Source organism: Thalassolituus sp. ST750PaO-4, assembly GCF_020320405.1.
GTDB classification, from domain to species: domain Bacteria; phylum Pseudomonadota; class Gammaproteobacteria; order Pseudomonadales; family Oceanobacteraceae; genus Venatoribacter; species Venatoribacter alkanivorans.
Window position 1 is genome coordinate 226,050 of record NZ_JABVCB010000012.1, and the last position, 21,806, is coordinate 247,855.

General features: G+C 52.3%; 19 protein-coding genes and 1 tRNA gene. 14 read left to right on the forward strand and 6 right to left on the reverse strand.

The features are described from left to right. The first annotated feature begins 41 nt into the window (after window positions 1–41). From clpX to HUF18_RS14155, 5 genes are all read left to right on the forward strand, one after another. The gene (clpX, locus tag HUF18_RS14135; protein WP_145468517.1) at window positions 42–1,328 is read left to right on the forward strand and encodes an ATP-dependent Clp protease ATP-binding subunit ClpX; all 1,287 of its coding nucleotides are present in this window, start codon (window positions 42–44) and stop codon (window positions 1,326–1,328) included. Between the two features lie 131 nt (window positions 1,329–1,459). Then, a complete protein-coding gene (lon, locus tag HUF18_RS14140; protein ID WP_145468519.1) occupies window positions 1,460–3,850 on the forward strand; it encodes an endopeptidase La in 2,391 nt (796 codons plus the stop codon). Window positions 3,851–3,967: 117 nt separating this feature from the next. Further along, complete coding sequence (locus tag HUF18_RS14145) at window positions 3,968–4,240, forward strand: HU family DNA-binding protein (RefSeq protein WP_145468521.1); 273 nt, start codon at window positions 3,968–3,970, stop codon at window positions 4,238–4,240. Window positions 4,241–4,254: 14 nt separating this feature from the next. Next, window positions 4,255–4,331 (forward strand) — tRNA-Asp (locus HUF18_RS14150). Between the two features lie 66 nt (window positions 4,332–4,397). Continuing rightward, a complete protein-coding gene (locus HUF18_RS14155; protein WP_225692645.1) occupies window positions 4,398–6,233 on the forward strand; it encodes a SurA N-terminal domain-containing protein in 1,836 nt (611 codons plus the stop codon). Window positions 6,234–6,320: 87 nt separating this feature from the next. Here the strand turns inward: HUF18_RS14155 and HUF18_RS14160 are convergent, their stop codons facing one another. From HUF18_RS14160 to HUF18_RS14170, 3 genes are all read right to left on the reverse strand, one after another. After that, on the reverse strand, window positions 6,321–7,118 hold the full coding sequence (locus tag HUF18_RS14160; RefSeq protein WP_225692646.1) for an enoyl-ACP reductase FabI: 798 nt from the start codon (window positions 7,116–7,118) through the stop codon (window positions 6,321–6,323). 45 nt (window positions 7,119–7,163) lie between these two features. After that, on the reverse strand, window positions 7,164–8,897 hold the full coding sequence (locus HUF18_RS14165) for an ABC transporter substrate-binding protein (RefSeq protein ID WP_225692647.1): 1,734 nt from the start codon (window positions 8,895–8,897) through the stop codon (window positions 7,164–7,166). 87 nt (window positions 8,898–8,984) lie between these two features. Beyond that, complete coding sequence (locus tag HUF18_RS14170; RefSeq protein ID WP_225692648.1) at window positions 8,985–10,478, reverse strand: lytic transglycosylase; 1,494 nt, start codon at window positions 10,476–10,478, stop codon at window positions 8,985–8,987. 126 nt (window positions 10,479–10,604) lie between these two features. Between HUF18_RS14170 and HUF18_RS14175 the strand changes: the two genes are divergently transcribed. Genes HUF18_RS14175 through dnaQ form a run of 3 tightly spaced genes read left to right on the forward strand, consistent with a single transcriptional unit; the run spans window position 10,605 to window position 12,512 of the window. Then, entirely contained in the window at window positions 10,605–11,375 is a 771-nt protein-coding gene (locus HUF18_RS14175) for a class I SAM-dependent methyltransferase (RefSeq protein WP_145468531.1), read from the forward strand. A gap of 1 nt (window position 11,376) precedes the next feature. Continuing rightward, window positions 11,377–11,817, forward strand: coding sequence for a ribonuclease HI (gene rnhA, locus HUF18_RS14180; protein ID WP_225692649.1), 441 nt, complete (start codon window positions 11,377–11,379; stop codon window positions 11,815–11,817). Next, entirely contained in the window at window positions 11,814–12,512 is a 699-nt protein-coding gene (gene dnaQ / locus HUF18_RS14185) for a DNA polymerase III subunit epsilon (protein WP_145468534.1), read from the forward strand. The genes rnhA and dnaQ overlap by 4 nt, the downstream gene beginning before the upstream one ends. Window positions 12,513–12,543: 31 nt before the next feature. Here dnaQ and nhaB read toward each other — a convergent pair whose 3' ends face one another. Next, window positions 12,544–14,055 carry a sodium/proton antiporter NhaB gene (gene nhaB, locus HUF18_RS14190; protein ID WP_145468536.1) on the reverse strand — a complete coding sequence of 504 codons (1,512 nt, stop codon included), beginning with the start codon at window positions 14,053–14,055 and terminating at the stop codon, window positions 12,544–12,546. Between the two features lie 259 nt (window positions 14,056–14,314). On the opposite strand from nhaB, the gene HUF18_RS14195 reads away from it, so the two are divergent. Both HUF18_RS14195 and HUF18_RS14200 read left to right on the forward strand, forming a co-directional pair. Beyond that, window positions 14,315–15,958, forward strand: a complete 1,644-nt coding sequence (locus HUF18_RS14195; RefSeq protein WP_145468538.1) for a hypothetical protein — start codon at window positions 14,315–14,317, stop codon at window positions 15,956–15,958. A gap of 1 nt (window position 15,959) precedes the next feature. Further along, window positions 15,960–16,601 carry a hypothetical protein gene (locus tag HUF18_RS14200; protein WP_225692650.1) on the forward strand — a complete coding sequence of 214 codons (642 nt, stop codon included), beginning with the start codon at window positions 15,960–15,962 and terminating at the stop codon, window positions 16,599–16,601. A gap of 64 nt (window positions 16,602–16,665) precedes the next feature. Here the strand turns inward: HUF18_RS14200 and HUF18_RS14205 are convergent, their stop codons facing one another. Then, the gene (locus tag HUF18_RS14205) at window positions 16,666–16,980 is read right to left on the reverse strand and encodes an SCP2 sterol-binding domain-containing protein (RefSeq protein WP_145468542.1); all 315 of its coding nucleotides are present in this window, start codon (window positions 16,978–16,980) and stop codon (window positions 16,666–16,668) included. A 234-nt stretch (window positions 16,981–17,214) separates the two neighbouring features. On the opposite strand from HUF18_RS14205, the gene sohB reads away from it, so the two are divergent. The 4 genes from sohB to HUF18_RS14225 all read left to right on the forward strand — a co-directional run bounded on the left by sohB (window position 17,215) and on the right by HUF18_RS14225 (window position 20,594). Further along, the gene (sohB, locus tag HUF18_RS14210; RefSeq protein ID WP_225692651.1) at window positions 17,215–18,276 is read left to right on the forward strand and encodes a protease SohB; all 1,062 of its coding nucleotides are present in this window, start codon (window positions 17,215–17,217) and stop codon (window positions 18,274–18,276) included. Window positions 18,277–18,301: 25 nt separating this feature from the next. Further along, window positions 18,302–19,294, forward strand: a complete 993-nt coding sequence (locus HUF18_RS14215) for a YhdH/YhfP family quinone oxidoreductase (RefSeq protein WP_225692652.1) — start codon at window positions 18,302–18,304, stop codon at window positions 19,292–19,294. Window positions 19,295–19,426: 132 nt separating this feature from the next. Beyond that, the gene (locus HUF18_RS14220; RefSeq protein ID WP_225692653.1) at window positions 19,427–20,140 is read left to right on the forward strand and encodes a helix-turn-helix transcriptional regulator; all 714 of its coding nucleotides are present in this window, start codon (window positions 19,427–19,429) and stop codon (window positions 20,138–20,140) included. A gap of 73 nt (window positions 20,141–20,213) precedes the next feature. Next, on the forward strand, window positions 20,214–20,594 hold the full coding sequence (locus HUF18_RS14225) for a VOC family protein (RefSeq protein ID WP_225692654.1): 381 nt from the start codon (window positions 20,214–20,216) through the stop codon (window positions 20,592–20,594). A 10-nt stretch (window positions 20,595–20,604) separates the two neighbouring features. Here the strand turns inward: HUF18_RS14225 and HUF18_RS14230 are convergent, their stop codons facing one another. Further along, the gene (locus tag HUF18_RS14230; RefSeq protein ID WP_225692655.1) at window positions 20,605–21,765 is read right to left on the reverse strand and encodes a cation:proton antiporter domain-containing protein; all 1,161 of its coding nucleotides are present in this window, start codon (window positions 21,763–21,765) and stop codon (window positions 20,605–20,607) included. Between the last annotated feature and the right edge of the window lie 41 nt (window positions 21,766–21,806).

Below are 21,806 nucleotides of genomic sequence, written 5' to 3' on the forward strand. Positions count from 1 at the left end.
TCCATCTTCTGGATCAGTGCAACGAATAATGAGGCAGTCGAATGACCGACGATACAAAGGGCAAAGGCGACGATAGCGGTAAGCTGCTCTACTGCTCGTTTTGCGGCAAGAGCCAGCATGAAGTACGCAAGCTGATTGCCGGGCCTTCGGTGTTCATCTGTGACGAGTGTGTCGATCTGTGTAATGACATCATTCGTGAAGAAGTGCAGGAAGCCGAGAACAAAGGCTCAGGCGATAAACTGCCGACGCCAAAAGAAATCAAGGCGACACTGGATGAATACGTTATTGGCCAGGAGAAGGCCAAGATCGTTCTCGCGGTAGCGGTTTATAACCACTATAAGCGCCTGCAGAGTGGTGAAGGTAAGGCAGAGGTTGAGCTGTCCAAGAGTAATATTCTGCTGATTGGGCCAACCGGTAGTGGTAAAACTCTGCTGGCTGAAACACTGGCACGACTGCTGAATGTTCCTTTTACCATTGCTGATGCAACCACGCTGACTGAAGCAGGTTATGTGGGTGAGGATGTTGAAAACATCATTCAGAAGCTGTTGCAGAAGTGTGATTACGACGTTGAGAAAGCTCAACGTGGTATTGTTTACATCGACGAAATTGACAAAATTTCACGCAAATCTGATAACCCATCGATTACCCGTGATGTGTCGGGTGAGGGTGTACAGCAAGCACTGCTGAAACTGATTGAAGGTACAGTCGCTTCTGTTCCGCCGCAGGGTGGCCGTAAGCATCCGCAGCAGGAATTTCTGCAGGTAGATACCTCCAATATTCTGTTTATCTGTGGTGGTGCTTTTGCCGGCCTGGATAACATCATTCGTGATCGCTCAGAGAAGAGCAGTATTGGCTTCTCGGCTACCGTGAAAGGTAAAGAAGAGCAGAAGGCGGTTGGTGAGGTTCTGCGTGAAGTGGAGCCGGGTGATCTGGTGAAATACGGTCTGATTCCGGAATTCATTGGTCGTTTGCCGGTTGTGGCAACGCTGGATGAGCTCGATAAAGATGCGCTGGTGCGTATTCTGACTGAGCCACGCAACTCTCTGGTGCGTCAGTATCAGAAATTGTTTGAAATGGAATCGGTTGAGCTGGAATTCCGTGACAGTGCGCTGGATGCGATTGCAACCTGTGCGATGGAGCGTAAAACCGGTGCCCGTGGTCTGCGTTCGATTATGGAGGGTGCATTGCTTCACACTATGTACCGTATTCCGTCGGAAGAGCATGTGGCGAAGGTAGTGATCGAAGAAAGCGTGATCAATGGTGAGTCTGAGCCGCTGATCATTTATGAAACCGCTGATGTTGGTAAGGTGTCTCCGGACAACGACTGATACGGATCATAATCCCGTCAACAAAAGGAGCCTTTGGCTCCTTTTGTTTTTTCAGGCCTTGTATTTCTTGCGCTTCGCCCTCACTTCCTGACATATTGGCGTCAAAGACGCAGTTTTTAGGTGCATTGTTCATGACTCAAGAAGTATTACCACTATTACCCCTTCGTGACGTGGTCGTTTTTCCTGCCATGGTGATTCCGCTGTTTGTGGGACGGGAAAAATCAATCAACGCACTGGAAGAAGCGATGAGTCTCGACAAGCGGATTATGCTGGTCGCACAAAAAGATGCATCGGATGATGAGCCGGGCTGTGAAGATATGCATACTGTCGGCACCATCGCCAATATTCTGCAGTTATTGAAACTGCCGGATGGCACCGTAAAAGTACTGGTTGAAGGTGATGTGCGGGCGCAGCTTTCTGAATTGATTGACGAAGAAGAATTATTCCGTGGCACGGTTGAAGCCATATCTGCGGATGAATTAACGGAACGTGAAAACGAAGTTCTGGTTCGCTCCCTGACCGGGCATTTTGAACAGTATGTCCAATTGTCTAAAAAAGTTCCGAGCGAAGTATTGTCAACGATTTCCGGAATCGAAGACGCTTCGCGTCTGGCCGATACCATTGCAGCACATATTTCACTGAAACTGGATGAAAAGCAGAATGTTCTGGAAATGCTCGATCCGCGTGAGCGTGTCGAACATTTAATGGAATTAATGGAATCCGAAATTGATCTGCTGAAAGTTGAAAAACGTATCCGTGGTCGCGTTAAAAAACAGATGGAAAAAAGCCAGCGCGAGTATTATCTGAATGAGCAGATGAAGGCTATTCAGAAAGAACTCGGTGATCTGGAAGACGGCAGCAATGAGTTTGATGAACTGACTCATAAAATCGAACAGTCCGGCATGACCAAAGAAGCCCGTGAAAAGGCTGATGCTGAGCTGAAGAAATTACGCATGATGTCACCGATGTCAGCCGAAGCTTCGGTTGTACGCGGCTATCTGGACTGGTTGGTTAACCTGCCGTGGAAAAAGCGCAGCCGCGTAAATCATGATCTGACCAATGCCAAAGAAATTCTGGATGCTGATCACTTTGGCTTGGAAGAAGTGAAAGAGCGTATTCTGGAATACCTCGCAGTTCAGACCCGTGTGAAAAAAGTAAAAGGTGCTGTGTTGTGTCTGGTTGGGCCTCCGGGGGTTGGTAAAACCTCTCTGGGTAAATCCATTGCCCGTGCAACAAACCGCAAGTTTGTGCGTATGGCGTTGGGTGGTGTGCGTGATGAGGCGGAAATCCGCGGGCACCGTCGCACCTATATCGGTTCGATGCCAGGCAAGCTTGTGCAGAAAATGTCTAAGGTTGCGGTGAAAAACCCATTATTCCTGCTCGACGAAATCGACAAAATGGGCATGGATCATCGTGGCGACCCTGCATCTGCATTACTGGAGGTGCTTGATCCCGAACAAAACTCGACCTTTGCGGACCACTATCTGGAAGTCGATTACGATCTGTCAGACGTGATGTTTGTATGCACGTCCAACAGTATGGATATTCCTGGTCCGTTGCTGGATCGTATGGAAGTGATCCGTATTCCGGGTTATACCGAAGCCGAAAAAGTCAGCATTGCCCGCCGTTATCTGTTACCGAAGCAGATCAAGCTGAATGGTTTGCATGAGCGTGAAATTGAAGTGAGTGATGATCGCTTGCGAGACATTATACGCCATTACACTCGTGAAGCTGGCGTGCGTGGTCTTGAACGTGAGATTGCCAAGCTTTGCCGCCGCGTTGTCAAAGCTAACATGCTGGAGAAAAACCAGCAGACCCGCGACATCAGCGCTGAGCTTCTGGACGAGTATCTGGGTGTACAGAAATTCCGTTATGGTCTGGCCGGGTTGGATAATCAGATCGGGCAGGTGACAGGTCTGGCCTGGACCTCGGTTGGTGGTGAATTGCTGACACTGGAATCGGCTGCGACCCCTGGTAAGGGGCGTATTGTGAAAACAGGCTCTCTGGGTGACGTTATGCAGGAATCCATCCAGGCGGCGCTTACTGTCGTGCGTAGCCGTGCTGTTGGTATGGGAGTGTCGCCCGAGTACTTTGAAAAGCACGATCTGCATGTGCACGTCCCTGAAGGTGCTACACCGAAAGATGGTCCAAGTGCCGGTATTGGTATGGCAACGGCCCTGGCTTCTGTGATGACGGGCATTCCTGTGCGTGCAGATGTCGCGATGACGGGTGAGATTACCCTGCGCGGTAAGGTATTAGCCATTGGTGGCCTGAAAGAGAAACTTCTGGCGGCTCATCGTGGCGGTATTAAGACCGTAATTATTCCAAAAGAGAACGAAAAAGATCTTCGCGACATTCCGGGGAACATTCTGGAAGATATGAATGTTGTGGCGGTTGACTGGATTGACGAAGTGCTGGATCTGGCACTGGAAAGCAAACCGGAGCCTCATGTTGGTGAAATTATCACCAAAGATGAGGCTGCCGGTAAAAAAGACGACAATACCAGGCCGAGCACACACTAAGGCCGCTTGACGGTCTGGGGAGCGCTTGGTATAAATCGTCGCTCTAATATTTTCCTGTAGCGATCGCCCAGTCGCATAACAAGAATTCACTATTGCGCACAGAGTAAGGGGATAAGTGTGAACAAATCTGAATTAATCGATGCAATCGCAGCTTCTGCGGACATTCCAAAAGCAGCAGCTGGCCGTGCTTTAGACGCCATGATCGAAAGCATTGGCGGTGCACTGAAAGAAGGCGATCAGGTCGCTCTCGTTGGTTTTGGTACTTTTATGGTTAAAGAGCGTGCTGCTCGCACTGGCCGTAACCCACAGACCGGCGCTCCGATCGAAATCAAGGCAGCTAAAGTTCCTGGCTTCAAACCAGGCAAAGCACTGAAAGACGCTGTCAACTAAGTTAGTTGGATTAAGGACCGGTAGTTCAGTCGGTTAGAATACCGGCCTGTCACGCCGGGGGTCGCGGGTTCGAGTCCCGTCCGGTCCGCCAAAATTAAAAGCGCATCCCTGATGCGCTTTTTTTGTATTGGTGGCTCGAATAATCATTGGAGGAAGCATGCTACAGACAATGCGCGATAATGCTCAGGGTATGATCGCTAAAGTAATTGTATTTTTTATTATCTTTGTCTTTGCGCTGTGGGGCGTTGAAAGCATTGTCAGCCTGGGCGGTGGAACACCGGCCACAGCGACAGTTGGCGATCAGGAAATCACGGAAGCAGATATCGTACGGACCGTTGAACAACAGAAAGCTAACCTGCGTCGTCAGTTTGGTGAGCAGTATGATGAAAATCTGTTTAACGAAAAATTTCTGCGTCAATCCGCGCTTGAGCAGCTGATTGAGCAAAAAGTTGCTTTGGTTCAGGCTGATAAACTGGGGTTGCGTGCAGCTTCCAGTGCTATTGATGAAACCATTGTAAGCATTCCTGCTTTCCAGCAGGATGGTCGTTTTGATAAAGAACAGTTCCAGAACGTACTGCGCATGAATGGCCTGTCACCACTCACGTTCCGCGCCAGCCTGGCGGACGATATCAAAACCAATCAGGCGCGTGCGGCTTTTGTTTTAAGCAGTGTGGAAACCCCGTTTGCTGTTCAGGTGAGCGAAGCACTGAATAACGAATTGCGCACCTTCAGTTTCTACGAAGTCAACGCCAAAGATCTGGAAGCCAGTATCGAATTATCGGATGAAGATATTCAGTTGGCGTACGAAGCAAATAAAGACCGTTACAAAACTGAAGAGCAGGTGCGTATTCAGTATGTACAGCTTAAACGTGCTGACATCGCAGCTAAGCAGGATGTGACAGAGGATGAGTTGCAGGCCGCTTACATCGATTATCAGTCCCGTGAACTGGCGAAAGAGCAACGCAGTTCCAGCCATATCCTGATTGAAGTAAATGATGATCGCAGCGATGCTGAAGCTCTGGCTCTGGCTGACGACATTAAATCACGTCTGGATAAAGGCGAAGATTTTGCTGCACTGGCAAAGGAATACTCTGATGATATCGGTACCAAAAATGCCGGTGGTAATCTGGGCCTGAGCACCAAAGGAAGTTTTGTTCCGGAATTTGAAGATACTCTGTATGCGTTGCAGAAAGACCAGATTTCTTCACCGGTTAAAAGTGAATTTGGCTACCACATCATTCGCCTCGACAGTATCGTAACGCCAAGTGTTAAATCACTGGCTGATGTTAAAGCTGAACTGAGCCGTGAGGTTCGTGAAGGTAAAGCGGAAGCGGTTTATGCCGAGCAGATGCAGGAGCTGTCGAATATTTCATTCTCCGCTGAATCCATCGACGATGTTGCCAAAGCATTGAATCTGGAATTACAGAGCACGGAATTTTTCAGCCGTGAAAATGGTAACGGCATTGCTCTGAACGAAGGTGTACGCCAGATTGCTTTTGAAGAAAATGTGATGCTGGATAAGCAAATCAGCGAAGTCGTCGAGCTGCAGGATGGTGCTGTTGTTCTGGCGGTGAGTGAGCATAAAGACGCATCGGTAAAACCTCTGGCTGAAGTTAAGCCTGAGGTTGTGATGAGCCTGAAGCGTGAACGTGCGCTTGCCCAGGCCCGTGTGTTAGCCGATGCGATCGTCAGTGGTGATGAGCAGGCAAAAGCCTGGAAGAAAGTTTCAGCGACCTTCCAGCAGTCCAGTGAGGCTCCTCGTCTGGCGCAGCAGAAAGCGTTTGCACTCACCGTTGGTCAATCGGATGTTGTTAAAACTCCGGGCGGCTTTACTGTTGTAACGCTGGATGCGGTTGATGCAAAAAACTGGCAGGACATGACCGTTAGTGACGAAGCGAAAGAAGCAGGGCGTGCCCAGAACAGCCGCGCTGATATGCTGAGCTATCAGGCATGGGCTAAGTCAGCCACTAAGATTGAGCGTTCCGGCTCATAATATTGGCAGATAGTGTCAGGCAATAAAAAAGGGGCTCAGGCCCCTTTTTTATTAACTAATTTTTGTTTATTACCTTATTTTTGCGGCTCAGGATTCTTCCATCTCATCCACGCTCATGGCGCAGGTGTTAAAGCCGCCATCAACATAGATATTCTGCGCGGCAATACCAGATGCCAGATCAGAGCACAGGAAGGCTGCGGTATTACCCACTTCGTCGATGGTGATGTTCCGGCCTAAAGGTGCACGGTCTGCGTTCTTTTTCAGCATGCGGCGGAAGCTTTTAATACCAGCCGCTGCGAGGGTTTTAATCGGACCTGCTGAAATGGAGTTAACACGGATACCTTCTTTGCCCAGAGAACCTGCAAGGTAGCGCACCGATGCTTCCAGAGACGCTTTTGCCAGCCCCATAACGTTATAGTTTGGCAGGGTTTGCTGGGAGCCATGGTAGGTCAGGGTCAGCATGGCGCCGTTACGTCCCTGCATTAACGGACGTGCGCCTTTCGCCAGGGCGACAAAACTGTATGAGCTGATATCGTGAGCAATACGGAAACCTTCGCGGGTAGTCACGCTCAGATAATCGCCATCCAGTTCGTGAGCCGGTGCAAAGCCTACGGAGTGAATCAGAATGTCGAGATGACCCCATTTCTTTTCCAGTTCGGTGAAAACGGCAGCGATTTCTTCATCAGAGGCTACGTCGCATGGCAGGCAGATATCAGAATCCCAGCCGGCGGCCATTTTCTCTACGCGTTCTTTTAATTTTTCGCCCTGATAGGTAAAAGCGAGTTCTGCACCTTCGCGATGGAACGCATCAGCAATGCCATAAGCAATAGAATGCTTGCTGGCCACGCCAACAATCAGAGCTTTTTTACCGGTTAACATACCCATGTTGAGATCCTTTTATTCCGGACTGAAACAGTCGGTTTTTGGTTGTCAGAGCTGATTATTGTTCAGTCTGTATTGAATATTAATATGTGGCTTACTGTCATCGTTTTTACCACGCTCAGGTTTCGCCAGTATGTCAGCACGTTGCTTGCGGTCTATCCAGAAAAGTCCGCCGGTAACGGCATCAAAAGGGTCGAATAAATCAGTGCTGATTCGTGTTCCCTGATTTTTGGGCAGCTTTAACCATTGCCAGCTTGCTGAGCGGCAGTAGGGATAGCCGTAGCCCGTATGAAATATTGATTCATCCTGCAGGTACTTAAAAAGCTGTTCTGCTGTAGCCGTATTGCCTGTCCCGGATATAAAACGCTGTACCGCATCCATGCTGATAAAAATCTGCCCGTTTCCGGAATGGAATAGCGACAGAAAATTCTCGCCATCCAGCGGGGATGAAAAGCGGAGCCAGGTAAGATCGTAATTGGCCTGCTGCAGGGCACTGCGTAATTTCGCAGGTGAAACTTTTTCCAAAAGGATATTCATCCCCTTTGTCTTTGCCTGTTGCTGCAGCAGGCGCAAAAACATCAGATCCTGCTGGTCGCTGTAGATTAGGGGCAGCTCGTCTGGCAATACCGATATTTCTGCATTCGGCTGTTTATCAGATGCCTCAGAACGGCGGATAAAATCAGTGCTGAGTGATTCAGCTTCGTTTAGTTCTGAGATGGCTGTTTGCGGACTCAGTGCCGAGAGAACGGCAGCTCGCTGGGACTTACTGCTCAGGCTCGGGTGATTGGCATTTAACAGCAGGCCAGTGAAGGGGAGCGGAGCCTGATGGTAGAACTGAATCCGGTTAATTCGTTTGCTGTTGCTGAGCTGGCTAATCTGCTCAGATTGCCAGTTTTCGGTTGTGTTAAGCGGAATGACATCCAGTTCACCGCGTTCCAGCAGATCGACAACAGAATAGTCCTTGTCCGGCATACGCAGGTTAACCCGGCGGACATTGAAGCGATGTTTAAAATACCGCTTGTCACGTCCCCACCAGTCACTGGTTTCGCGCAAGACAATCTGCGCGTTAGGGTTCAATTGCGCGAGATAATAAGGTCCAGTTGTTGGCTCGGGGTACCAGTCAAAACTTTTTGGCCAGCCGCGTGGATTACGGTAAACATGGGCGGCAAAAGGGCGCAGTGAAGCCAGTTCGCGAATGCTGTTCATAGTGGCCGGCTTTTGCAGAACCAGGGCAAATCTCTGCTGGTCAAACACTTCCAGCCCGCTGATCAGTTGTTGCAGACGTTCTGCCTGCCAGACAGCCGCTGTCGCCGGGTCAGTTAGGAATTCGAGAGTAAAACGTATGTCCTCGGTGGTGACTGCGACACCATCAGACCAGCGCGCATCGGCGTCCAGTTCAAAATACAGTCGCATGGCCTGCTCATTGACCAGCCAGCGGCTGGCCAGCATAGGAATCCAGCGGGAGTCCTGTGGGTGGCGGGCGATAAGCGGCAGTTGCAGGTTTTCCAGCGTAGCGCTGAAGCTGTGTGGTGTTTGCGGGCCGATGCGGCGGATATTTGGAGGGAAGTGCAGTAAGGGCTGACGTGAGATGCCGCCACGTTGTGCGTTTGCATCTCCCCAGGGAGCGCTGTCGTCATTGCTTTGCCAGGCAACGCCGGCCAGCTCACTGCTGGGGTTGTCAGATACAGCAATGCTGGCACGGGCAATCTGGCTGAGTAGTATAAGGCTGATCAGGAGAGCCAGCGGCAGGACTGATCGGTTGTTGAGTGGTATGAGCGTCATATGGCCCATCCTATGGGCAGTGCCTGCACTTTGGCAATCCGTAGTTATTCCACATATTGTGTCCACAGCGTTAATAATGACGCCCGCTCAGCGCATAACGTCCACATAGAGCGTTAATGTCTGGCCCGGTTGCAGATATTTCTCTTTTACCTGTGATGAATTCCAGCGCTTCACGTCAGAGACCCGGACGTTGAATTTTTGTGAGATACGGGCCAGAGAATCACCGGGGCGGACGCGGTAATTCACTTTGCGGATAACTTCGCGCTTGCCCGGCATGTTTTTCTTGCTCCAGATTACCAGCGTTTGTCCGGCGCGCAGTGGATCGCCGGGTGCCATGCCATTCCAGCGCGCCAGCTCGCTGACTTTAACATCGTGTGAACGGGCGATTTCCCAGAAGCTGTCGCCTGAGCGGACGCGGTATTCAACCCGTTCGCTGTTACCCGGGCGGCGCAGTGTTTTCAGACGGTCAAGGCGCTGGGATACGCTGTGCGAATAAGCGTCCTGGCTTTTGAAAGCGCCGGGAATCAACAGCTGTTCACCCGCGCGGATAATATTGCCGCGAATGCCATTAGCCTGCTTCAAAGCTTCCGGGGTGGTATGAAACTGCTTGGCAATGGTTATCAGGCTGTCACCGTTACGGACTGCATAGCGTTGCCACTTCAGGCGGGCGCTTGGTGGCAGTGCTGCCAGTTGCTCGGTGAAGACTTCGTACTGAGCCACAGGGATCAGTACCTCGTGCGGCCCCGTCGGGCGTGTGGCCCAGCGATTAAATCCGGGGTTGAGTTTGTAGATTTCATCGAGTGGTGTCTGGGCCAGTTCTGCCACCTGTGACAGATCAATCTGACCACCGGTTTCTGCCACGGCAAAGTAGGGTTCATCCGGCACGGGCACCAGTGTGACCTGATATTCTTCTGCCGATTTAATCAGTTTTGCCAGAGCGATGAGTTTGGGTACGTAATCACGGGTTTCTTTGGGCAGATCGAGCGACCAGAAATCGGTTGCACGACCACGGGCACGGTTTTTACGCATGGCCTTCCGCACGGTACCGGCTCCGGAGTTATACGCCGCCAGTGCCAGCAGCCAGTCACCGTTAAACTCACGCTGCAGGGCATCAAGATACATCAGTGCGGCCTCAGTAGCGGCACGGATGTCGCGCCGGCCATCATGCCACCAGTCCTGCTGCAGGCCGAAATCGCGACCGGTCGACGGAATAAACTGCCACACACCGGATGCACGACCGTGGGAGTAGGCAAAAGGATCAAAGGCGCTTTCCACAATCGGCAGCAGGGCCAGTTCACCGGGAACATTGCGCGCTTCAATCTGCTCAGCAATAAAATGCAGATAGCGCACCCCACGTTCCGCTACGCGATCCATATACGCCTGGTGTGACTTATACCAGTTCAGCTGCGCTTCAATCCGCGGGTTGTCGATATTGGTGTCCAGCTGATAAGAGGCAATGATACGTTGCCAGATATCTTCATAGGTTGTATGGGATATATCCTGCGGTTGCCAGTCTTCAAGGACGGTCAGAACCATATCGGAACGTTTTTGTTCCGGCTCGCTGTCTGTTCTGGTGGTCAACTGGCTGCAACCAGCCATAAAAAGGACAGACAGTAATAGAGTGAATTGCTGCATGTGATTACAATGTCGCTACGTGGCCGGCCAGTCTAGTTTCCAGGGCGTCGGGTAGCAAGTAAACGAGGTCATATGAATACCGTCGGCAGCCGGATCAAACCGGAAATTTACCAACGCTGGCTACTGCGCCCGGCGACTCAGCGGCTGTTGGCTCTCGAAGCCGGCTGGTTGCGCGATTGGGTCAGTCAACTGCATGGTTGTCATCTTCTTTACAGTGGCATTGATGCCGAACCCCGTTTTCTGCAGCGCAGCCGTCTGCAGCACAGTTTCCGCATGGGGCTGCCGTGGGCCCGTGGAGTAGTTGATCCTCAGGGGGAAATGGCTGATGGCGCCTGGCCCTTTGCTGATGAAAGTCTGGATGTGGTGGTGTTGCAGCATTCGCTCGATATGAGCCACCGTCCGCACCAGATGATCCGGGAAGCGGCGCGAACGGTCATGCCCAACGGTTATCTGATTGTGGTTGGCTTTAACCCATACAGTTGGTGGGGAGGTATGCGTTGGCTGAGAACCTTCTCAACTGAGCTGCCGTGGCTGACTAACCCGGTCAGCGAATCCCGTCTGCGCGACTGGTTGCTGCTGCTGGATTTCCGGGTCGAGCAGGTATCTCCGGTTGCTCATGCCTGGCCTCTTAATATTATTTCTGAATCGGTCAGCCGGCGGATTGATCGGGTACTGGCTGGAACACGCTGGCTGCCAGCGAACGCCTATGTACTTGTCGCCCGCAAGACCGTAGCCGGACTGACACCCATCCGCCCACGCCGTTGGCAGTTGGCTGAAGCAGGCTTCGGTTTGGCGACTCCGGTCGCATCAAGCGTGGCCGGTACTCAACATTGTGGAAGATAACATGACTGCAAAAGTCGAACTGTTTACCGATGGTGCCTGCAAAGGCAATCCTGGCCCGGGTGGCTGGGGGGCTTTGCTGCGTTACGGTGACATGGAGAAAGAACTCTTTGGTGGCGAAGCCGATACCACCAATAACCGCATGGAACTGATGGCTGCTATCGAAGGCTTAAAGGCACTGAAACGTCCGTGTCAGGTCATTCTGACCACGGATTCGCAGTATGTGATGAAGGGCATTAACGAGTGGTTGGCCGGCTGGAAAAAGAAGGGCTGGCGTAATGCCGCCAAGCAACCGATTAAGAATCAGGACTTATGGCAGCAGCTGGATGCCGAATGCCAGCGTCATCAGATTGAATGGCGCTGGGTGCGTGGTCATACCGGCCATGCAGAGAATGAACGGGCCGACCAGTTGGCCAATAAAGGCGTTGCCGGAGTAAAAGCATGAGACAGGTCGTACTGGATACTGAAACCACCGGTATTGGTGAGGGGCACCGTATCGTTGAAATTGGTTGCGTTGAGATTTTCGAGCGTAAGCTGACCGGGCGGCATTATCACGTCTATATCAATCCGCAACGTGATATCGACCCGGAAGCTGCCGCGGTACACGGTATTACCAACGAATGGCTGATTGAGCAGGGGGCCCCGGTTTTCGCTCAGGTTGCGCAAGAATTCCGCGAGTTTATTGCCGGTTCGCAGCTGGTGATCCATAACGCGGCGTTCGACGTGGGCATGATGGATGCCGAGTTCCGCCGCCTGAACTTATCCATGACCCGCGACTTCTGTGGTGTGCTCGATACGCTGAAAATGGCCCGGGATCTGCACCCAGGGGCAAGAAACAGCCTGGATGCTTTGTGTAAGCGTTATGGCATCGATAACAGTCATCGCGATTTGCACGGCGCTTTGCTGGATGCTGAGATTCTGGCGGATGTTTACCTGACCATGACCGGTGGTCAGACCGCGCTGGCATTGGCGGTTGAAGAAGAAAAAGAAGAGGAAGAAGTGGTGATCGATATCGGTGATATCGACCTGGATGCAGTTAATCAGCGTATCATCCGGGCCAGTGCTGAAGAGACTGCCGCGCATGAGAAAATGCTCGATCTGATCGATAAAAAAAGCGGCGGCGCCATCTGGCGCCGCTGATATATGCTCTGTGCTTTCCGGCTCTGAAATCTCAGAGCCAGTGGGTTACCGCGATATAGCCAACACCGGTCATCACAACGGTGTAAGGCAGAGCCATAACCACCATGCGACCATAAGACAGGCGGATCAGCGGAGCCAGGGCCGAGGTCAGCAGGAACAGGAATGCGGCCTGACCGTTAGGTGTTGCGACACTTGGCAGGTTGGTACCGGTGTTAATTGCGGTGGCCAGCAGGTCGAAGTGCTCACGGGTGATATCACCGGCCGTCAGGGCAGCTTTTACTTCCGAGATGTAGACGGTTGCCACGAAAACATTATCACTGATCATCGACAGTACGCCGTTGGCCAGGAAAAACACACCCGGCTGAGCAGCGGTTGATACGTTGTCAGTATTCAGAATCCAGGTGATGATCGGCGTGAACAGATGCTGGGCATGGATAACGCCGACGATTGAGAAAAACACCACCAGCAGTGCGGTGAAAGGCAGGGCTTCTTCAAAGGCTTTGCCCAGCTGATGTTCTTCGATAATACCGTTAAATGCGGTCAGTAATACGATTACCAGCAAACCAATCAGACCAACTTCCGCCAGATGCATAGCCAGACCAATCACCAGGAATATAGCGACCAGTCCCTGTACCCAGAGCTGAGCTACACGCTTCTGAGTCATGTGCTGCTTCTGTTCTTCATTGAAGTTTTCCAGAATGCTGCGTACATCGTCTGGTAATTTGGCGCCGTAACCGAACCAGCTCATTTTCTCCAGTAACAGACAGGTCAGCAGGCCAGCTACCAGTACAGGCATTGTGACCGGTGCCATCATGGTGAAGAATTCACCGAACTCCCAGCCGGCAACTTTGGCAATCAGCAGATTCTGCGGTTCGCCTACCAGCGTGCAGACACCGCCGAGTGCGGTACCGACGGCACCGTGCATCATCAGGCTGCGCAGAAACGCGCGGAAGCTTTCCAGATCGACACGATGCTGTTCTTTCAGCTCATCATCGTTGCCATGGTCGTGGTCGTTGTTGAAGTTCTTGCCGCTCGCGACTTTGTGATAAACGCTGTAAAAACCCACCGATACACTGATCAGAACAGCCGTTACGGTTAAAGCATCAAGGAACGCTGATAAAACCGCGGCAACGGCACAAAACAGAAAGGACAGTGCCATTTTAGAGCGCACACCAAGCAGAATCTTGGTGAATACAAACAGCAGCAGGTCCTTCATAAAGTAAATGCCCGCCACCATAAACATCAGCAGCAGAATGACCGGGAAGTTAGCCAGAGTCTCCTCATACACGATCTCAGGGCTTGCCATTCCGAGCAGGATAGACTCAATGGCGAGCAGGCCGCCGGGCTGTAACGGGTAGCATTTCAGTGCCATCGCCAGGGTGAAAATGAATTCTACGATCAGAATCCAGCCCGTGATGTAAGAACCCAGGGTGTAAAGAAAGACGATGTTCAGGGCCAGAAAGGCCAGGATCGTTTTTTTGTACCAGAGCGGGGCGTTGCCAAGAAAATTACTGACAAAAGCAGCTGACAGGGAGGACTGCATGGTGGGATTCCTTTTGATCAGGCCGAAGGGCTAAGCGCGTGGGCAATTTAATGGGTTTTCAATTATTTGCAACTCATCCTTGAAGGGAATCGTACATATTGAGCCGTTGAAACCAAAGCTGACCCCGTTTGTCTGAATTGCCAAGTGGGTTTTTGTGTACTCAGTATAGTTGAAGGGCAAGGCTTTGCGGAAAACGCTTCGCGCTTTGCTCTTATAGTCGTTAGAATCACACAGATCATAACAATGAATGACGCTAGTAATGGCTGATATATCGACAGGAAGTGAAATCACACAATTTGCCGCCTCCCTGAATCTGGTGAAGGCTGAAATTGCCAATGCATTGGATCAGGCCGCTGCGCAGCTTGATGTGTACTCGGAACATGGAAACGCCGATAACCTGCGTGCCTTTCTTGAAGAGGTGCAGCAGGTTCGGGGTACCTTCAAAATGCTGGACTTCCGGGCAGGCGAGCGTCTGTGCGAAGAACTGGCAGAAACCGGACGGGTAGTGCGCAACCAGAGTGTAGCCGAATCTACACTGGCTGCTTTTACTCAGGCCATTGTTTTTCTGAAGCGATATGTAGACTTTGTGGTCAGCGGCGACCCGGTGGCACCGAGTCTGTTGCTGCCGACGATTAATCTTGTCCGCAAAGAGCGCCACGAAAAGCCGCTGCCGGAAGCTTATTTCTTTCTGGTTAACCTGCGGCCCAAACTGGCCGTTCCGGCGGCAGAAGCCGGAGCTGCCAGTTTTCCCTATCGCCGCGCGCGTCAGCTATATCAGCTGGGGCTGATTGGTCTGATGCGGGGGAATGGGCGTCGCGGACCGTTGCAGGTAATGCTGCGGGCAGTGCGTCGTTTTGAGCGTGCCAGCCGTGGTGGAGCGGCCTGGTTGTTCTGGCATGTTGTCAGCGGTGCGCTTGATGCTTTATCGCAGGATTCATTTGAGATGACACCGCAGCGCCTGTTGCTGCTGGGCACCCTGGATCGTCAGGTGCGTAAAATTCAGGATACTGAAGGTAAGGCGTTTAACGAGAAACTGCCTGACTGGCTGCTGAAAGAATTTTTGTATCTGGTTGCTTTAGCTGAACCGGAAACGGATCTGCTGAGCCAGCTGCAGCAGGAATTCCATATTGACCGCAGCATCAAAGAAAAGCAGCTGGCTGTATCGCGGGCTAAATTATCCGGCCCTGATCAGTCAGCGCTGGAGTCATTGTCGGATGCTTTGCAGGAAGAACTGCAATCGGTAAAAGATCTGGCCGATCTGTTTGAACGTACGGACGTTAGTGAAGCTAACTTTGACGAGTTAGTTTCATCGCTGGCGCGTATTGGTGACACCCTGCAGATAGCCAACCTGGCTGAAGCGGCGGAGCGTACAGGTCATCTGTGTCAGCGTTTGCGTGCCGCGGGTCCGAAAGGTGTGCTGGCTGATATGGCCTTTATTGCCGATGAAATCATTCATATCGAACAGGCAATGCGGGCTCTGACGCATAAAGGGCTGGAAAAGGACTCTCTGGTTGACCCGGTCAGCCTCAGTGAAGCCAAGATTGCCGTATTGTCGGAATCTATGACTGCTCTGACCATGATCAAGCGCGCCATTGGAGCTTACCTTGATTCCAGTGGTGACAAGTTACACGTACGTAATGTTGGGAAGAGCCTGATTGATGTGGCCGGCGCCATGATGTTTCTGGAAAAAGAGCCGGTATACAACATGCTGCTTGATCTGGATACCTTTGTAACCAAACAGGTTCTGGAAGAAGATCTGCCGCCGTCAGAAGCCAAAATGGAGGCTTTTGCTGACGCAATTACCGCCATTGAATACTTCCTTGACTCCCTTAATGGGCAGTCTGCCGGAGCGGAAGAAGCGTTGCAGCTGGCCAGAGAAAGTATTGCGCATCTGAGGAAATAACATGCTGCAGGGAAGCCTGACGGGCTTTACGCTCGTCTTTCTTTTGGTCGCGCTGGCGGTCATTGTTGTGTTGTGGTGGGGGCGTGATTGGTTCATTCAGTGGCTTAAGGGGACTGTTGGTCTGGTCCTGCTGGTCAGCAGTATTGTCGCCGTATTCATGCTGGTTGATATCTGGAGTTACAAGCAGCTGCTCAAAGAAGAGCCGCTGGTCAGTGTCAGTGTTTATCAGCTGGATGATCAGGTGTTCGATCTGACTCTGGTCGATACTGATAATCATGAACGCCGGTTTAAAATTCTGGGTGATCAGTGGCAGCTGGATGTTCGCTTGCTGGTCTGGAATGGGCCTTTTGCTGCGCTGGGCGCGACACCGCTGTATCGCCTTGACCGCTTATCCGGACGCTACCTGTCTCTGGAGCAGGAGCGTACAGCAGAACGCAGTGTCTACAGCCTGGCTGAGTCACGCTGGTTTGATCTCTGGGATTCCCTGCGTCATCACAAACACTGGCTGGATGCTCAGTTTGGCAGTGCGGTTTATATGCCATTGGTGAATGGCGCTGTTTATTCTGTGCAGTTGAGTCCCAAGGGGTTGATTGCGCGGCCACTGAATGACGTGGCGGAGCAGGCTCTACAGGGTGAGTGGTAACAGTGTCTGAACCGCAGGCATAAAAAAAGCGACCGTATGGTCGCTTTTTTTATGCTGTCAGCAATTAAGCAGGGAAGAATTCGCCCAGCTTGGTTGCCAGCATCATGTCGCCTTCAACGCGCAGTTGACCAGACATGAAAGCCTGCATGCCGTCAGTCTCACCAGAAGCGATACCTGCGAAGGTTTCGGTGTTCATGATCAGAGTAACGTTAGCGTCATCGTTTGCACCTTCAGCAACAGCACAAGTGCCATCTTTAACGATCAGGTGATAGGTTTCGCCATCTTCGATGTTGAATTGGAAGATCAGGTCAACACCGGCAGCAGCCGCGGCGTTGAACTTGCTGTTCATGGTTTCGATGATTTCTGCAACAGATGCCATAACGGTTTCCTTATTATTGCTACAAAAGACAGGAGATCTGCTGATGGGTGATGCGCATATCAGCATCCTGTCAGGACTTTGTCTTGCGTCAGACCGCACAACTCTATGGGCTGGCAATGCGGGTGTCAACGAAAAATCATACGATTGTTTGAAACGCACAAAGTGCGCTTACTTGTACGCGCCTGCCATTCAGTTATGCTTGCGGACTATTTTAAATTCATTAAGGAACAAAGCGTGGAATTCCTGGCAGAGTACGGAGCTTTTCTGTTGAAGGCGGTCACCGTTGTGGTGGCCATTCTGGTGGTCGTTGGGGGCGTGGTTTCTATCGGCATGCGTAACCGCCGTTCAGAGGACGGCGAGCTGGTTGTGAAGAAGCTCAATGATGAGCTCGATAACCACAAAGAAGATCTTGAGTATGCGCTGTATTCGAAAGAAGAGCTGAAAGCGCTGGAAAAAGACAAGAAGAAAGAAGAAAAAGCCAAAGAAAAAGCGGAAAAGAAACGTATTAAAGACGGTATCGAAAATACCGAAAAGCGCAAGCGCGTGTATGTGCTCGACTTTGATGGCGATATTCAGGCCAGCCAGGTTGAGCTGCTGCGCCAGGAGATTACTGCGGTACTGACCATGGCTACCGGTGATGATGAGATCGTTGTTCGTCTGGAAAGTGGCGGTGGTATGGTACATACCTACGGCCTTGGAGCTTCGCAGCTCAAGCGTATCCGTGACCGCGGCATCCCGCTGACGGTCTGTGTCGATAAAGTCGCTGCCAGTGGTGGCTATATGATGGCATGTCTGGCTAACCGTATCATTGCTGCGCCCTTTGCTATTGTTGGTTCTATTGGTGTGGTCGCTCAGTTGCCTAACTTTAATCGCTTGCTGAAAAAGCACGATGTCGATTACGAGTTATTCACTGCCGGTGAATACAAGCGTACGGTGACGATGTTTGGCCATAACTCAGCAAAAGCCAAAGATAAGTTCCAGTCTGACCTGGAAGATACCCATGAACTGTTCAAACAGCATGTGAAGCACAGCCGTCCACGCATCGATATCGAGGCCGTGGCTACCGGAGATATCTGGTATGGCCAGCAGGCCTTGGATCATCGTCTGATTGATGATGTCGGCACCAGCGATGATTATCTGGTGGCGGCCTGCGCTAATTCTGATGTTTACAGCGTGCGCTATGAATACAAAAAGTCGCTGCAGGAAAAGCTGGGACTGGCGGTACAGAAGGGGGCAGAGGGCGCCTTTACCCGCCTGCTGACCCTGCTGAACAAACAGCAGCAAAGCAAAGGCTGATACTGATAAAAAATAAGGAGTAACTATGACTTTTCTCGCATACCGGGTAGAAGAAACCGAACAGGGCATGAAGGCCGCCTGGCAGACTCTGAACGATGACGATCTGCCCGCAGGGGATGTGCTGATTAACGTGGCTTACTCCTCGGTCAATTACAAAGACGCACTGTCCGCCAGTGGTAATAAAGGTGTGACCCGTGCTTACCCGCATACGCCGGGCATTGATGTTGCCGGCACTGTGCTGGCCAGTAACGACCCGCAGTTTAAAACCGGTGACGAAGTTGTGGTCTTTGGTTACGACCTGGGTATGAATACCGCCGGTGGTTTTGGCCAGCACGTTCGTGTGCCGGCCGGCTGGGTGCTGCATAAACCGCAGACACTGAGCATGGCGGAAAGTATGGCCTGGGGTACCGCTGGTTTTACGGCCGCCCTGAGTCTGCAAAAGCTGGAGCGTGCCGGTATTCGCCCGGATGCTGGTCCTGTGGTTGTGACCGGTGCAACCGGTGGTGTGGGTTCGGTGGCGGTGGCATTGCTCGCCGCTCAGGGTTACGAGGTTGTGGCGCTGTCTGGTAAGCCTGAGCAGGAAGCTTTTCTCAAAGGTCTGGGAGCAAGCAGGGTTATCGGCCGCGATGAGGTGCTGGCACTGAAGGGCAAGGCCATGGCCAAGCCTTTGTATCAGGCAGCCATTGATACCGTTGGTGGTGATCTGGTCTCTGCACTGATTCCGCAGATCCAGCCGGAAGGCGCGGTGACTACCTGTGGCATGATTGCCGGCGTCAAAGTCGAAGCCAGTGTGTTTCCGTTTATTTTGCGCGGCGTCAGCCTGCTGGGTGTGGACTCGGTTGAAATCCCGCTGGCCGATAAGCAGGCGGTACTGAATAAGGTGGCTTCTGCCTGGCGTCTGCCGCAGCTCGAAGAGATGACCACCGAGATTGGCCGTGCAGAATTACCTGCGGTTCTGGCAGCCATTCTGGCGGGCCAGGGCGTTGGTCGTTACCGGGTGAATTTGCAGCGCGACTGAAGAGTTGTTATCTGATGAGCTGACAAGCCCCGCCATGCGGGGCTTTTTTGTGCCTGCGTTTTAGTGTTCAGTTTTTAGCTTTTCTTGCTGCCATTTTCTGGCAGTATGGCGTTTTTACCGGCCGGAAATTGTATGAGCCGTTCTCAACGTTTGCTTGATCTTATCCAGTTGCTGCGCAGTTACCGCTTTCCTGTGTCCGGAGCAGAGCTGGCGGAGCGGCTGGGCATCTCATTGCGTACTCTTTATCGCGATATCGCCACGCTGCAGCAGCAGGGGGCGAATATTGAGGGAGAAGCCGGAGTTGGCTATATGCTTAGGCCCGGTTTTATGTTGCCGCCGCTGATGTTCAGTGAAGAAGAACTGGAAGCACTGGTTCTGGGAATGCGCTGGGTCGCGGGCCGTACCGACAGACAGATGGCGGTTGCTGCCAGCAGTGCACTGAGCCGGATTGCAGCGGTATTGCCACAGGATTTACGCGATGCTCTGGATGCCAATGCGCTGCTGGTCGGGCCTGCGGCTGAGCGGATGGAAGACAGTGTTGATGTCGCCACCCTGCGTCAGGCTATCCGCAGCGGACATAAAGTGAATATCGATTATCGCGATCAGAACGGCCAGCAGTCGCAGCGGCTGATCTGGCCTTTTGCGCTGGGATATTTTGATCGTGTACGGGTGCTGGTTGCCTGGTGTGAAATGCGCGGGGATTTTCGCCATTTCCGTACCGACCGGGTTCTGGCGCTGATGCCACTGGAAGAGCGCTACCCGCGCCGGCGTCAGCAGTTGCTGGCGGAATGGCGCAGGGTCACCGGGGTGCCTGCACAGGCAATTCACGCTGCTGACAAAAACTGACAGCAGGCTTTTATATTCTGTACGGACTGGGGCAGGAGCCCCGGATTATTTAACACCGCACAGGAATATCCTTATGTTAAACCCGAACCTTGTCATTCTTTACGTTAATGATGCCCGTCGCAGCACCGATTTTTACACCGGGCTGCTTGATTGTGTACCGGTTGAAGCCACGGAACATTTTGCTCTGTTTGCCCTGAACCCGGCATTTCGTTTCGGTGTCTGGTCGCGCAGTGACGTACAGCCGAAAGTAAGCGGCACACAGCTTTCAGGTGGCGGAGAGATCGCCATTCCGGTGGCCGATGTTGCTCAGGTGGATGCACTGTATGCCGATTGGTCTGCGCGGCAGATTGCGGTGGCACAGGCGCCGGTCATGATGGAATTTGGTTATACCTTTACCGTGCTGGACCCGGATGGCCACCGTCTGCGCATCTATGCACCGTCAGGCGCGAACTGATTAACAGGCCCTAATCCCGGCGCAGCTTATCGCTGACAGCAATGGGATTGGGCAGACTGAACACCACGATGTAGCTTGAAATGACAAAGGTCAGAATGGCCGTTGCCTGAATCAGCAATGAGCCCTGTTCACTGAGCAGGGCACTTTGCACGGCGACAAAGCCGATCAGCAGCGAAAACTCACTGATCTGGCCGAGGCGCAGGCCAACGTCCCAGGCCAGCTCGTGTCGTTCGCTGAAACGCCCCAGCAACAGCCTGAAACTCACCGGTTTCAGCACCAGTACCAACAGGGCCAGCAGACTTGCCGGCAGGGCCACATCGGCCAGTAACTGCAGATTGAAGCGCGCGCCCAAAGCAAAGAAAAACATCACCAGAAAGAAATCCCGTAACGGCTTCAGGCTGATAGCAATAAACTGCGCTATCGGACTGGTGGCGAGGGTAACGCCGGCGATAAAAGCACCAATTTCATGGGTCAGGCCAACCAGTTTGGCACTTTCTGCCACAGCCAGGCACCAGCCGATGGCCAGAATAAACAGGTATTCGTGGTAGCGGTCGAAACGCACTATCAATGGCAGCAGAACGCCTTTAACCAGAAGGTAGCAGGCGGCAGCAAGCAGAGGCAGCGCAACAAAGGGCTGCCAGACCGGCATACTGCTACCGCCTTCGAGCACGCCGAGCAGAATCAGTACCAGAATGGCCAGCATGTCCTGAATCAGCAGCAGGCCGATCATCAGCTCGCCGATGTGCTTATGGTGCAGAACCGTGGTGGGCAGCAGTTTAAGGCCGATAATGGTGCTGGAAAACATCATCGCCAGACCGATGATGATGCTGTCCATGGTGCTGAACCCAAAGGCCTGAGTCAGGCCAAAGCCCGCTGCAAAAAACACCAGCGAACTGGCCAGCGCCACCAGCATCGCTTTACGCAACATCGCCAGCAGAGCAGATGGCTGCATATCCAGACCCAGCAGAAACAGCAGGAAAATAATGCCGATATCGGCCATGTCGGCCAGTTCATCCGGGTGTTCAATCCAGCCCATGCCAAAAGGGCCAACGATGGCGCCGAGGGCAATATAAGCAATCAGTAATGGTTGGCGGGTAAACAGTGCGAAGGTCGCCAGTACGAGAGCGCCGGCAAAGACGAGAAAAAACGAAAAAACGATATCTTGTGGCATGAAAAATCCCCGGGTTCAGCCATAAGGGTAAGGCAGGGGGC